Source organism: Amycolatopsis sp. lyj-112, assembly GCF_046549055.1.
Classification (GTDB): Bacteria; Actinomycetota; Actinomycetes; order Mycobacteriales; family Pseudonocardiaceae; genus Amycolatopsis.
Genome location: NZ_JAJPWS010000006.1, coordinates 141,190 through 154,313 on the forward strand (window position 1 = coordinate 141,190; position 13,124 = coordinate 154,313).

General features: G+C 70.7%; 11 protein-coding genes, 1 pseudogene and 1 riboswitch. Of the genes and pseudogenes, 3 read left to right on the forward strand and 9 right to left on the reverse strand.

What is annotated here, in order from left to right; genetic code table 11:
* Positions 1-3: 3 nt before the first annotated feature.
* Positions 4-881: pseudogene (locus ACLJRL_RS21840) on the reverse strand (DMT family transporter).
* Positions 882-1,236: 355 nt separating this feature from the next.
* Between ACLJRL_RS21840 and rpsT the strand changes: the two are divergent.
* Positions 1,237-1,497, forward strand: coding sequence for a 30S ribosomal protein S20 (rpsT, locus tag ACLJRL_RS21845; protein ID WP_410658093.1), 261 nt, complete (start codon positions 1,237-1,239; stop codon positions 1,495-1,497).
* Between the two features lie 240 nt (positions 1,498-1,737).
* Here rpsT and holA read toward each other — a convergent pair whose 3' ends face one another.
* Entirely contained in the window at positions 1,738-2,721 is a 984-nt protein-coding gene (gene holA, locus ACLJRL_RS21850) for a DNA polymerase III subunit delta (RefSeq protein WP_410658094.1), read from the reverse strand.
* Between the two features lie 135 nt (positions 2,722-2,856).
* Positions 2,857-2,989, forward strand: a riboswitch (SAM riboswitch).
* 11 nt (positions 2,990-3,000) lie between these two features.
* Between holA and thrC the strand changes: the two genes are divergently transcribed.
* A complete protein-coding gene (gene thrC / locus ACLJRL_RS21855) occupies positions 3,001-4,266 on the forward strand; it encodes a threonine synthase (protein ID WP_410658095.1) in 1,266 nt (421 codons plus the stop codon).
* A 16-nt stretch (positions 4,267-4,282) separates the two neighbouring features.
* On the opposite strand, the gene ACLJRL_RS21860 is transcribed toward thrC, so the two are convergent.
* The 7 genes from ACLJRL_RS21860 to nadD all read right to left on the reverse strand — a co-directional run bounded on the left by ACLJRL_RS21860 (position 4,283) and on the right by nadD (position 10,810).
* Complete coding sequence (locus ACLJRL_RS21860) at positions 4,283-6,688, reverse strand: ComEC/Rec2 family competence protein (RefSeq protein ID WP_410658096.1); 2,406 nt, start codon at positions 6,686-6,688, stop codon at positions 4,283-4,285.
* Positions 6,685-7,407, reverse strand: a complete 723-nt coding sequence (locus ACLJRL_RS21865) for a helix-hairpin-helix domain-containing protein (RefSeq protein ID WP_410658097.1) — start codon at positions 7,405-7,407, stop codon at positions 6,685-6,687. The genes ACLJRL_RS21860 and ACLJRL_RS21865 overlap by 4 nt, the downstream gene beginning before the upstream one ends.
* A 147-nt stretch (positions 7,408-7,554) precedes the next feature.
* Positions 7,555-8,400, reverse strand: coding sequence for a DegV family protein (locus ACLJRL_RS21870; protein WP_410658098.1), 846 nt, complete (start codon positions 8,398-8,400; stop codon positions 7,555-7,557).
* Positions 8,401-8,410: 10 nt separating this feature from the next.
* Complete coding sequence (gene octT / locus ACLJRL_RS21875) at positions 8,411-9,136, reverse strand: diglucosylglycerate octanoyltransferase (RefSeq protein ID WP_410658099.1); 726 nt, start codon at positions 9,134-9,136, stop codon at positions 8,411-8,413.
* A gap of 3 nt (positions 9,137-9,139) precedes the next feature.
* Positions 9,140-9,754 carry a histidine phosphatase family protein gene (locus ACLJRL_RS21880; protein ID WP_410658100.1) on the reverse strand — a complete coding sequence of 205 codons (615 nt, stop codon included), beginning with the start codon at positions 9,752-9,754 and terminating at the stop codon, positions 9,140-9,142.
* On the reverse strand, positions 9,751-10,155 hold the full coding sequence (gene rsfS / locus ACLJRL_RS21885; protein ID WP_410658101.1) for a ribosome silencing factor: 405 nt from the start codon (positions 10,153-10,155) through the stop codon (positions 9,751-9,753). Before rsfS ends, ACLJRL_RS21880 begins: the two co-directional genes overlap by 4 nt.
* Before the next feature lie 55 nt (positions 10,156-10,210).
* Positions 10,211-10,810 (reverse strand): nicotinate-nucleotide adenylyltransferase, encoded by a 600-nt coding sequence (nadD, locus tag ACLJRL_RS21890; protein ID WP_410658102.1) that lies wholly within the window; start codon positions 10,808-10,810, stop codon positions 10,211-10,213.
* 161 nt (positions 10,811-10,971) lie between these two features.
* On the opposite strand from nadD, the gene ACLJRL_RS21895 reads away from it, so the two are divergent.
* Entirely contained in the window at positions 10,972-13,077 is a 2,106-nt protein-coding gene (locus ACLJRL_RS21895) for a RecQ family ATP-dependent DNA helicase (RefSeq protein ID WP_410658103.1), read from the forward strand.
* Positions 13,078-13,124: the final 47 nt, after the last annotated feature.

A 13,124-nucleotide genomic window follows, 5' to 3' on the forward strand; every position in this document is an offset into this window, starting at 1 on the left:
CGTTCAGGCGATCGCAATCGCGGCGATGCCCGCGAGCACGACCACCGACCCGGCCAGCCTGCGGACGGCGTTCGCCTCCCCCAGCACCAGCCAGGCGGCCAGCCCGCCGAGGACGATGCTCAGCTCCCGAGCGGGTGCGACCAAGCTCACCGGGGCGATCTGGAGGGCGTAGAGGACCAGCAGGTAGGCGACCGGCGACAGAAGACCGACGATCAGGACTTCGCGCTTGTGCTCCCGCCAAAGCCACGAGACCTCTTCGCGGTCCTTCAGCGCGTACGGCGCCAGAAGCAGGCTCTGCACGATCGCCCCGGTCCCGAAGTAGACGATGGCGGCACCCCGAGCCCGGTGACCGAATGCGCGTCCCACAGCGTGTAGGCGGCGATCGTCAGCCCGGTCAGCAATCCGTACGCCACCCCTTTCCGGCGGGCCGTGCGGTCGGCGGCGTCGGCATCCGCCGGTGCCCGCCCGGTACCGATGACCAGTACCCCGGCGATCACGAGGAACGCCCCCAGCAGACCGAGCGGCCCCGGCCGCTCACCGAGCAGCACGACGGCCGCGAGCACCGAGATCAACGGGCCGGTGCCGCGGGCGAGGGGATACACGACGGACAGATCACCGACGGCGTAACCGCGCTGGAGGACGACCCCATAGGTGATGTGCAGCACCGCGGTGACCGCGGCGGCGAACAGCCAGGTCCACTGTGGACGCTGGGGCTCGATGGCGAGCGAGACCGCCATGACGGGAACGAGCACTACGGCGGACAGGCTGTAATACGCCCAGACGAACCGGGCACCACCGCGGCGGATCCGTTTGGCGGCCAGATTCCAGGCCGCGTGGATGACGGCGGCGATGAGGACCAACGACAGGGCGGTGGCGTTCACTGCGGACCTTTCCACTTTCCACGCATGCGGAAAGCCGGGTCCTCCAGGCTTTTGTCCCGTCAGATGAACGGCGGCGCTTCCGGCCCCGCCGATGGTGCCGCTCGGACCTGTCCCGCCTGCCCTGATTGTGTGGATCGCTGAACGCGGACCGGCGGCGGAACCCTAGGCACTACGATCTTCACCGTACCGCAGCCACCCTCCCGAGGCGGCCGCGATCACTACCGGGACGGCTGTTAAGCTGGCCGTTCACCGTCGTGTGGCATTCCGCAATGGAGGAAACCCGCGCCGCTTCCGAGCGCGCAGGGCCGTTCACAACGCGGCGGTGAACCACCGAGATACCAAGAGGAGCGCCCCCGTGGCCAACATCAAGTCGCAGATCAAGCGCATCACGACCAACGAGAAGGCGCGTCAGCGCAACCAGGCGATCCGGTCCTCGGTGAAGACCGCGGTCCGCAAGGTCCGCGAAGCCACCGACTCCGGTGACAAGGCCAAGGCCCTGGAGGCGCAGAAGGACGCGGCCCAGAAGCTGGACAAGGCCGTGACCAAGGGCGTTCTCCACGCCAACCAGGCCGCCAACAAGAAGTCCGCGATCGCGAAGCGCGTGAATTCTCTTTAATCGCGCGCTGACGTAAACGCGCCGAAGGGGCGTCGAACCGCTTGTCACTCACGTGGCGCGGGGAGGCGCCCCTTCATCGCGTTTACGTGGGCCTTCGGCCCGAAAGAGGCGCGCGACGGGTGAAGTCTCACCGTCGCGCTGGCGCGCTTCCGGTGAGACAGTCCGCCGGTCCAGATGTGGAGTGCGTTGCGTGTCGGGCTCGGTCCGGCGAGTGGTGTGACTCGGTACCGTCGGGCGGCGTCAGCGTGGGGTGCCGTGGGCGGCGATGATTTCCAGGACGGCGCGCTCGATGGCGTATTCGGGGTCCGCCGCCGCTCCCTTGACCTCGGCGTTCAGGCGGGCGACGACCCGCATGGCGGTGGCGAGGCCGTCCTGCCCCCAGCCTCGGGCCTGCCCCTGCGCCTTGCGCACCTTCCACGGCGGCATCCCCAGCTCACCGGCCATCTGGTTCGGGTTCCCGCGCCCGGCCCCGGACACCCGCGCGATCGTGCGGACGGCGTCGGCGAGAGCGTCCGCGACCAGCACGTACGGGACACCCAGTTGCATCGCCCAGCGCAGCGCCTCCAGCGCGGCCGCCATGTCTCCGCCGACGGCCTTCTCGGCGACGGCGAACCCGTTCACGTCCGCGCGGCCCCGGTGATAGCGGCGCACGGCCTGCTCGTCGACCGTGCCCCCGGCGTCCGCGACAAGCTGGGTCGCGGCCGAGGACAGCTCGCGCAGATCCGAGCCGACGGCGTCGATCAACGCCAGCACGGCCGCGCCGTCGATCTTCCCGCCCACCCGGCGAACTTCGTTGCGGACAAAGGATTCCCGCTCAGCGGCTTTGGTCAGCTTCGCGCATTCGACGATCTCCGCCCCGGCCTTCTTCAGGGCACCCGGCAACGCCTTCGCGGCCTTGCTTCGGCCGCCTCCGCTGTGCACGACGACGAGAACGATGCCTTCGGCGGGCGACTTGACGTAGGCCATCACCCCGTCGGAGAGCTCCTGCGAGATGTCGTGCGCGGACTCGATGACGATGACCCGGCCTTCGGCGAACAGCGAGGGGCTGACCATCTCCGCGAGGGCGGGGACTGTGAGGTCGGACACCCGGATCCGGGTGAGGTCCGCGGTCGGATCGGCCGCTTTGGCCGCGTCCGAAGCGCCGCGGACAGCGCGTTCGATCAGCAGCTCTTCCTCGCCGAGGACCAGGACCAGCGGCGATGGGGCGGAAGCTTGCGTCGTCACGGTGACGATCCTGCCACTCCTCTTCTCGCGTGCTTTGTCCGGTGACGTGTTCCGGGCACGGTGGCCCGACCCCGGCACCATGTCGTACGGTGTAACCGAGGCGACGCGATCTTGTGCGTGCCGACAATCGAATACCGCTCATCCAGAGGGGCAGAGGGAACGGCCCGATGAAGCCCCGGCAACCGGCGTCAGCCTGTCATCCCGCGATCGCGGGGTAGCTGACGATCACGGTGCCAATTCCGGCCCGCCTCGGCGGGGCAGATGAGGAAGGACCTCGTGATGACCGCAACCCTCGGAACGACCTCCACCACCAAGACCCCGGACCTCGGACCGGCCGTCGAACTGGTGTCGAAGGAAGAGGGACACCGGCAGCCGCTCGCCCCCGAATTCGTTTCCGCCGAAGACTTCTCGCCGCTCGAGGTCGCCTACGACTTCGGCCGTGTGCGCCGTGAGGACATCGAAGCCGGACCGAACAACATCTGGCGCTACAAGAAGCTCCTCCCGGTGCCTTCGAACGTCGAAGAGATCCCCAACACCGAGCCCGGTGCAACGCGGCTCGTCCAGGCCGACAGGCTGGCGAAGGCGTTGGGCGTCAAGAAGGTCTGGGTGAAGGACGACACCGGCAACCCCACGCACTCGTTCAAGGACCGCGTGGTCGCGGTCGCGCTGGCGGCCGCCCGCGAGTTCGGATTCGAAGTGCTCGCCTGTCCGTCGACAGGAAACCTGGCCAACGCGGTCGCCTCCGCCGCGGCCCGCGCCGGCTGGCGGTCGGTCGTGCTGATCCCGAAGAGCCTCGAGCGCGCCAAGATCCTCACCACCGCCGTGTACGACGGTGACCTGATTGCCGTCGACGGCAACTACGACGACGTGAACCGGCTCGCCACTCAGCTCGCCTCCGAGCAGGAGAGCTGGGCGTTCGTCAACGTGAACGTCCGGCCCTACTACTCGGAAGGCTCCAAGACGCTGGCCTTCGAGGTCGCCGAGCAGCTCGGCTGGCGGATTCCCCCGCAGATCGTGGTGCCGATCGCCTCCGGTTCCCAGCTCACCAAGGTGGACAAGGGTTTCCGCGAGTTCGGCCAGCTCGGCCTCGTCGAAGAGACGCCGTACAAGGTGTTCGGCGCGCAGGCCACCGGCTGCTCCCCCGTCTCGGCCGCGTTCCGCGCGGGCCACGACGTGGTCCAGCCGGTCAAGCCGGACACGATCGCCCGGTCGCTGGCGATCGGCAACCCGGCCGACGGCCCCTACGTCCTCGACGTGGTCAACCGCACCGGCGGCGCGATCGAAGACGTCACCGACGAAGAGGTCGTCGAAGGCATCCGGCTGCTGGCCCGCACCGAAGGCATCTTCACCGAAACCGCCGGTGGAGTCACCGTGGCGACGGCCAAGAAGCTCCTCGCGGCGGGCAAGCTCGACCCGGACACCGAGATCGTGCTGCTGATCACCGGTGACGGCCTCAAGACGCTCGACGCCATCGAGGACAAGGTCGGCCCGAAGGCCACCGTCTCGGCCTCCGCCGACGCGGTCCGCGAGGCACTCGGCATCTGAGTTCCGTCGGCCCGCCTCAGGAACGAGGCGGGCCACGGGGCTCACCCCGGCGCACCAGGGCGAGACCTCGCGTGTCGGCGACGACCGCGGTGTCGCCGTCCGTGTCCGTCCTCGCGATCGTGGCACCGACGGCCGTCAGGTTGTCCAAAGTGGACTTGTTCGGGTGGCCGTACGTGTTCCCGGCACCGACACTCACCAGCGCCACTCGTGGCGCGACGGCGTTGAGGAAATCCGGTGCCGTGTAACGGCTTCCGTGGTGCGGAACCTTCAGGATCTCGGCATGCAGGTCCCTCCCTTCGGCCAGCAGGTCTGCCTGCGCGGCCAGTTCGACGTCGCCGGTCAGCAACACCCGGCCCGCCGGAGTCGCGGCCCGCAGGACGACCGAGCCGTTGTTGATCACCGTCCCGTCCTGCTCGACGGCCGATCGCCGCGTGACGTAGTGGGGCCCCAGTACGTCCAGTGACAGCCCCGGCCATTCGAGCCGCTGCCCGATCCCCAGTTCCAGCAAGGGAATCCCCCGACGCGCCGTCTCGTCGGCGACCTGCTGCCACGCCCACGCGGGGGCCCGGCCGGGCCCGACGGCGACCGCTCCGACCGAACGGCCCTCGAAGACCGATTCGAGACCGCCGACGTGGTCGGCGTGCAGGTGACTCAGGACGACCAGCGGGACCCGGTCCACACCGAGCCTGCTCAAGCACTCATCCACCGGCCCGGGTTCCGGTCCGGTGTCGACCACCACCGCCCTCCCCCGCTCGGCCGTGGCGAGGACGACGGCGTCGCCTTGCCCGACGTCGCAGGCGACGGCGCTCCACGCCGCCGGTGGCCACGCCGGGGCCAGCACCCGCACCGGGACGAAGACGAGAAGGCCACCGGCCAGTGCGATCGCCAGCAGGATCCGCGCGTGACGAAGCCGGATGGCGACCAGAAGCACCGCGAGCAGCCCGGCCGCCAGCAGCCCGCCCCACCAGCCACCGGGCCAGTCCACGACCGCTCCCGGTGCCCGGGCGCCGTGACGGGCCACGGTGATCAGCCAGCTCGCTTCGGGCTCGGTCAGGCGGACCAGCAACCGGCCCGCCGACGGCCACCACGGCCCGATGACGGTGGCGAGCACGCCGAACACCGTGGCCGGAGCGACCACCGGCGCGGCGAGCACGTTGGTCACGATCGAGACGAGGCTGACCGTCCCCGCCATGCCCGCGATGACCGGCGCCGTCATCACGAACGCGGCCAGCGGGACGGCCAGTCCCTCCGCGTAGCCGGACGGCACACCGCGGCCGACCAGCCACTCGGCCCACCGCGGGGCCAGCAGCACCAGCCCGGCGGTGGCCAGCACCGACAGGGCGAAACCGAAGTCGGCGGCCATCGCGGGATCGACGACCACCAGCCCGGCCACCGCGAAGGCGAGGGCGGGCAGCGCCGAACCCCGGCGGCCGAGTGCGAGCGCCAGCAGCCCGACGGCCCCCATCACCCCGGCACGGAGCACGCTGGGTGCGGGCCCGGCGAGGACCACGAACCCGGCGAGCCCCGCCGCGGCGGCCGCGGCGGACGTCCGCGGCCCGACCCGCAGCACCCTCAGCAGGAGAAGGATCGAGCCGCAGACGATCGCCACGTTCCCACCGCTCACGGCCATCAGGTGGGACATGCCGGAGTCGGTGAACTCACGCTCGACCCTCGGGGACAGCGTGCTCGTGTCCCCCACGACCAGTCCGGGCACCAGACCGGCCTCCTCCTCCGGGAGCACGGCACACAGCTCCCGGAGGCCGGCGCGCAGCGATTCCGCGGCTCGCTGCCACCAGGGCACCGGCCCGAGGCTCACCGGCGGGCCTCGCACCGAGAGGACCGCGACCGTCAGTTCGGCCCCCTTGGCCGGTGCGAGCCGTCCGGCGGCGGTGACCTGCTGCCCGGGCAGCAGGTCGGTCCACCCTTCGGCGGGAGCGAGCAGAAGGATCCGGCCGGCCGAATCCACCGCCCGCTCACCGGTTTCCACGGCGTCCACTGTCGCGGCGATGACCACCAAGCGGGTGCCTGCCCGGCGATCGGCGTATCCGGCGCCGCGGACCGGACGTGGCCGCTCGGTGACCACCACCCTCATCGTGGCCTCGCTCCCCCGCGCGGCGGCGGCGCGGAGGTCGTCGTGCTCGGCTGCCCGGATGCGCAACGCCACCGGCCCGGCCGTGAGCACGCCGAGGACCACCAGTGCGCCCAAGCCCGCCACCCACCGGGGCGCCGTCCGGCGGGCGCGGACTCCGACGGCGATCGCGAGCACCGCGGCGGCCGCACCGCAGAGCATCGTGATCCACCATCCGCCGAGCAGCCCGAAGAGCGTGCCGAGCCAGGCAGTCGCCGCGGCCGGTACCAGCCGCAGATCCTGACCTCGCCACGACGCCGTGTCCACCTCGGACTGTTCGGCGAACAGCCTCATCCGACGGTCACCAGATCACGGAGTTTCTTGAACTTGCTTTCACCGATCCCTTCCACCTCACGGAGTTGTTCGACGGTGGCGAAACCGCCGTGCCCGGACCGCCAGTCGGCGATGCGCTTCGCCATCACCTCGCCGACCCCGGGCAGCGTGTCGAGTTGCTCGGCCGTGGCCGCGTTCAGGTCGAGCTTCCCGGGCGGGGTGCCCGGACCGGCCGCGGCGGGTCCGGGCACCCCGACGGCCACCTGCTCGCCGTCGGTGAGCCGCCTGGCCAGGTTCAGCCCGGTCAGATCCGTTCCCGGCTGTGCCCCACCGGCCGCCGTGAGGGCATCGGCGACCCGTGCGCCCGGAGGGATCGTGACCAGGCCCGGGTTGTGCACCCGGCCGACGACGCTGATCACCAGAGGCGCCTTGGCCGCCGCGGCGGGGGCGTCTCCGACGGCCTTGGCCGACGGCAGGGGCGGCGGGATCTCCGCCCCTGGCCTGTGTCCGAACAAAGTGACCGCGCCGGTCACGATCACGGCCACCGCGATCAGCACGGCTCCCACGGCGAACCACCGCCGTTTCACCGGTATCCCGTCCGCCGTGAACCGGGCGGGCACCCAGCGGCGCACCAGCCTGCCCGCGGGCAGGCCCTGGGTGGGTGGCGCCAGCTGCGCGGCCAGCCACGCCAGCCTGGCGTTGGCGGAGGAGCCCGGTGGCCGGGCGGTTTGGTCGAACACGTGAGCGACGCTACGGAGCGGTGGCAGGCGGGCGACAGTGGCGAATTCCGAACCTGTGGACAAGTGGGGTGTTGTGGACAACCCGGCCCGGCCGGGGCGGGGATCGCCGGTTTTCGTCGTGGCCGTGTGGGACGCTGGCGGGTTTCCCTAGCCCGCCCGCTGGATCACGACGCCGAGGACACCGGGGCCGGTGTGGGCACCGATGACGGCACCGAGCTCCGACACCACACAGCCCTCCGGGCAGCGGATGGACTCCTCGAGGCGGTTGGCCAGTTCGACGGCACGCTCGGGCGAAGCCAGGTGATGCACCGCGACGTCGGCGATTCCGTCGTCCGCCGCCCGCACGGCGAGTTCGACCAGTCGCGCCACCGCGCGGTTCATCGTCCGGACCTTTTCCAGCGGCTGGATCTTGCCTTCGGACATGTGGAGCACGGGTTTCACCGCGAGCGCCGTCCCGAGCAAGGCGGCCGCGGGGCCGATTCGCCCGCCGCGGCGCAGGTATTCCAGTGTCTCGACGGCGAACAAGGTCTCCGAGCGGCTCACCGCGTCGACCGCGGCCGCCTCGACTTCGACAGGATCCGCACCGTCCGCCGCCGCCGCGGCGGCGCGCAGGGCGGCGAACCCGAGACCCATCGCCGTGCTCCGCGAATCGACGACCCGCACCTTATCCGGCCCGACCTCCTGCGCGGCGAGCACCGCCGCCTCCCAGGTCCCGGACAGCTCACGGGAGAGGTGGACGGAAACGATGGCGTCCGCGCCCTCGGCCAGCGCCGCGCGGAACTCCTTGACGAACTCGGCGGGAGTCGGCCGGGACGTCGTCACCATGCGTCGTTTGCCGAGCGCTTCGGCCAGCGCGGCGGGCCCCATCTCGACGCCGTCGAGGAACACGACGCCGTCCACGAGGACGTGCAACGGGACCACCCGGATCCCGTTCCGTTCGGCGAAGCCTTCCGGCAGGTGGGCGGTGGAATCCGTGACTACGGCGACCGACACGGCAGTCAGCCTACGTTGCCGCGGGGCGCAGCACCGGAGCCATAAGGCGGGCCATTTCCTCGCCTACGGAGGCATGTCCTTCCCAACCCCAGTGCATTCCGTCCGGATTTCCCCGGCCGCTCAGCACGTGCTCGCCGACGACGGCTTCGAGATCCAGGAGCGGGACGTCCGCGCGACGCCCCCAGGCGGCGATCGCGGCCGCGGCGCCGGGCCGGGCGGTGTGCACGTGCCCGTAGGCGGCCGCGCGGTGCACGGACGGCAGCATGCTGAAGATCGGGAGTTCCGGGCGAAGCACCCGAAGTGCTTCGACAGCGGTTTCGAGGTAGTGCACGGTCAGTTTCGCCGGAAGCACCACCGGACGCCCTCGGAAAGCGACCGCGAGCCGGGGTTGCGCGGCCAGGTAGGTCTTCCGCACCACCCGCCGCAGCGAATCGGGCCGCAGGTAGCGCATGCCGGTGCGCAGGTAAGTGGGCAACGGCGAAGGCAGCGTGTCCATGCTCCCCACGGCCAGCACGACGGCGTCGACGTGGTGCAGATCGGCCCATACGCGCGGATCCCCGGTCAGGGACCACCAGGCGTCACGGGCGTTCCAGCCGAACCCGGCGACCAGGTCGGCACTGCCGCCGAGTGCTTCGGCCGCGATGTTGGGCCACAGGCGCGCGTCGTCGGCCGCGAGCGGGCCGTCGGGGCCGTGGAAGCTGAGGGAATCGCCGAAAACCAGCAGGCGCGGAGCCATGGATCAGCCGGTGATTCCCGCGTTGTAGGCGGCCAGTCGCCAGGTCCCGTCACGCCGGGTCAGCTCGACCCAGTGACAGTTCGCGATCCCGCCCAGCACCGGCCAGGACGGGACCGGCAGGCCCAGCAGCTTCGCGGTCAGCGCGATGATCAGCCCGCCGTGCGTGGCCAGGAACACGGTGTCGCCGGCGCCGGAATTGGGCTGGTCCAGGTCCGCGACGACCTCCGTCGCGCGTCCGGCGACGTCCACCCGCGACTCGCCGCCGGGCGGCGCCCAGGTCGCGTCGACCCGCCAGCGGGCGCGCTCGCCGGGGTACGCCTCGTCGACCTGCTGGCCGGTGAAGCCCTGCCATTCACCCAGATGGGTTTCCCGCAGGCGCTTGTCGATGCGCAGCGGGACACCGATGGCCTCGGTGAGCACGGTGGCCGTGTCGGTCGCGCGGCGCAGATCCGAGGCGATCACCAGATCCGGGGAGAACCGGGCGAGCGCGGGGACGGCGAACCGGGCCTGGTTCCAGCCGACCGGCGTCAACGCGGAGTCCAGATGCCCTTGCATCCGGCCCGCCGCGTTGTAGTCGGTCTCACCGTGGCGCCAGAGCACCAGCCGCCGCGGACTCACGACGCCCCTTGCGCGTCGGCGGAGTCCTCCTCGGCGGGTGTCTCCAGACCAGCGACCTCGATCCGCGGGCAGTCCTTCCAGAGCCGCTCGAGACCGTAGAAGGAGCGCTCCTCCTGATGCTGGACGTGGATGACGACGTCGACGTAGTCCAGCAGGACCCAGCGGCCCTCGCGGGCGCCTTCGCGGCGGACGGGCTTGTGACCGCCGAGGCGCAGCTGCTCCTCGACGTTGTCGACGATCGCGCCGACCTGGCGCTCGTTGGGCGCGGACGCGATCACGAAGGCGTCGGTGATCACCAGCTGGTCGGACACGTCCAGCACGACCACGTCGCTCGCCTTCTTGTCCGCCGCCGCATGGGCGGCTGCTATGGCCAGCTCTCGTGCCTGGGACGTGGCTGTCACAGTTCTCCTCAAACAGATGTCTTCACTTGCGGGTGCGCCCGACGAGGGTACCCGGTCAGGAACTCCGGCCTTTGCGATAGAGGTCCTTTTTGGCGATGTAGCGCACCACACCGTCGGGCACGAGGTACCAGACGGGTTCCCCGCCTTCGACCCGCTCGCGGCAGGCGGTGGAGGAGATCGCCATCGCGGTCACCTCGACCAGGCTCACCTTCCCGCTCGGCAGGTGCTGCGAATTGAGCCGGTAGCCCGGCCTGGTGACGCCGATGAAATGCGCCAGGTCGAACAGCTCGTCGGCGTTGCGCCAGGTGAGGATCTGTTCGAGCGCGTCGGCACCGGTGATGAAGAACAGCTGATCGTCCGGGTATTCCGCGTGCAGATCGCGCAGGGTGTCGACGGTGTAGGTCTGCCCGCTGCGGTCGATGTCGACGCGGCTGACCGAGAAGACCGGGTTGGACGCCGTCGCGATCACCGTCATCAGGTAGCGGTCCTCGGACCGGGTGACCACCCGGTCGGACTTCTGCCACGGCTGACCGGTGGGCACGAAGATGACCTCGTCGAGCGCGAACCGGGCCTGAACCTCGCTGGCCGCGACGAGGTGCCCGTGGTGCACGGGGTCGAAGGTGCCGCCCATGACCCCGATCCTGCGTGGTGACATGGGTCGTGAGCCTATACACCGGCCAGGTGGCCCCGCTCGGGTCGCCGGACCCACCGACCGGGCGTGATCTGGATCACATTACAGTCTGTTCCATGGATGAACGGTCCGTTCACGACATGCCGATCGCCCGTTCGTCGGTGGCATGGGGTAGAGGTGGGGACGTGGACACCTCAACTCTCCGGGACCGCGCCGAGACCCTCCTCCGGGCACTGGCGGGCGATGGCGCCCAGCTGCGCGACGACCAGTGGACGGCCATCGAGGCGCTGGTCGCCCACCGCCGTCGCGCGCTCGTCGTGCAGCGCACCGGCTGGGGGAAGTCGGCGGTGTACTTCCTGGCCACCGCCCTGCTGCGGGAACGCGGCGAAGGCCCGACGGTGATCATCTCGCCGTTGCTCGCGTTGATGCGCAACCAGATCTCCGCGGCGGCGAGGGCGGGTATCCACGCCGCGACGATGAACTCCGCGAACCCCCAGGAGTGGGATCAGGTCCAGGCCGCGATCGCGGCGGGCGAGGTCGACGTGCTCCTGGTCAGCCCGGAACGGCTCAACAACCCGGACTTCCGGGACACCGTCCTGCCGAAACTGACCTCGAGCGCCGGCCTGCTCGTGGTCGACGAGGCGCACTGCATCTCGGACTGGGGCCACGACTTCCGGCCGGACTACCGGCGGCTGCGCACACTGCTGAAGGATCTGCCCGAGGGCGTCCCGGTGCTCGCCACCACCGCGACCGCGAACGACCGGGTGGCCACCGACGTCGCCGAGCAGCTCGGCATCGGCAACGGCGGAGACACCCTCGTCCTGCGCGGCAGCCTGGATCGCGAAAGCCTCCACCTGTCGGTGGCCGAGCTGCCGACGTCGCAGGCCCGGCTCGCGTGGCTGGCCGAACATCTCGCGGAACTGCCCGGGTCCGGGATCATCTACACGCTCACCGTCGCGGCGGCGCACGACGTCGCCGGGCTGCTGACCGAACGCGGCTATCCGGTCGCCGCCTACACCGGCAAGACCGACCCTGCCGACCGTCAAGCGGCCGAAGACGATCTGCTGGGGAACAGGGTCAAGGCACTGGTGGCCACCTCGGCGCTGGGCATGGGGTTCGACAAACCGGACCTCGGATTCGTGATCCACCTCGGTGCGCCGTCCTCGCCGATCGCCTACTACCAGCAGGTCGGCCGTGCCGGGCGTGGTGTCGACCGCGCCGAGGTGATCCTGCTGCCCGGACGCGAGGACAAGGACATCTGGGCGTACTTCGGTTCGCTGGCTTTCCCGGACGAACTGCGGGTCACCCAGGTGCTCAACGCGCTCGCCTACGCGGACCGTCCACTGTCGACACCCGCGCTCGAACCGTTCGTCGAGCTTTCCCGGTCCCGGCTCGAAATGGTCCTCAAGGTGCTGGACGTCGACGGCGCCGTCCGCCGGGTGAAGGGCGGCTGGGAGGGCACCGGCGAGGAATGGCGCTACGACAAGGAACGCTACGCGCGGGTGAGCGCGGCGCGAACCAACGAGCAGAACGCGATGATCGACTACCTCGCGACCAGCGGCTGCCGGATGGAGTACCTGCGGCAGCAGCTGGACGATCCCGAGGCGGTGCCGTGCGGCCGGTGCGACAACTGCACCGGAAAGTATTGGGACACCACGATTTCCGACGACGTCGTCGATGCCACCCGGCAACGGCTGCGCCGGCCGGGGGTCGAGGTCGCACCCCGGAAGATGTGGCCGACCGGGATGGCGGGCCTGGACGTCCCGCTCTCCGGGCGGCTGCCGGCGGGCGAGCAGGCCGACACCGGCCAGGTCGTCGGCCGGGTGACCGACGTCGGCTGGGGCACGCGGCTGCGAGAACTCGTCGGACAGTCCGCGGGGGACGCCGAGCTTCCGGACCCGGTCTTCCAGGCCTGCATCGAGGTACTCAAGGGCTGGCAGTGGACCGAGCGGCCGGTCGCGGTCGTCGAGATCCCGTCCGCCACCCGGCCGGAACTCGTGCACGGCCTGGCGACGAAACTCGCCTCGATCGGACGGCTCGAATACCTGGGCGCCATCGCCTCCGCGGGCCCGCCCCCGCGCCAGGCGAACAGTGCCCAGCGGCTGGCCGATCTGTGGCGACGGCTCAGTCTCCCGGACGACGTCGCCGCCCGGGTGGCCGCGGCCGAAGGACCGGTACTGCTGGTCGACGACCTGATCGACACCGGATGGACGATGACGCTGTCGACGCGCCTGTTGCGCCAAGCCGGTGCGCGGAGCGTCCTGCCGTTCGCCCTCGCCAGCACTTCCTGACCCGGCGCCGAACCGATCCCCGCATTCGACAGGTTCTTTCCCACGCG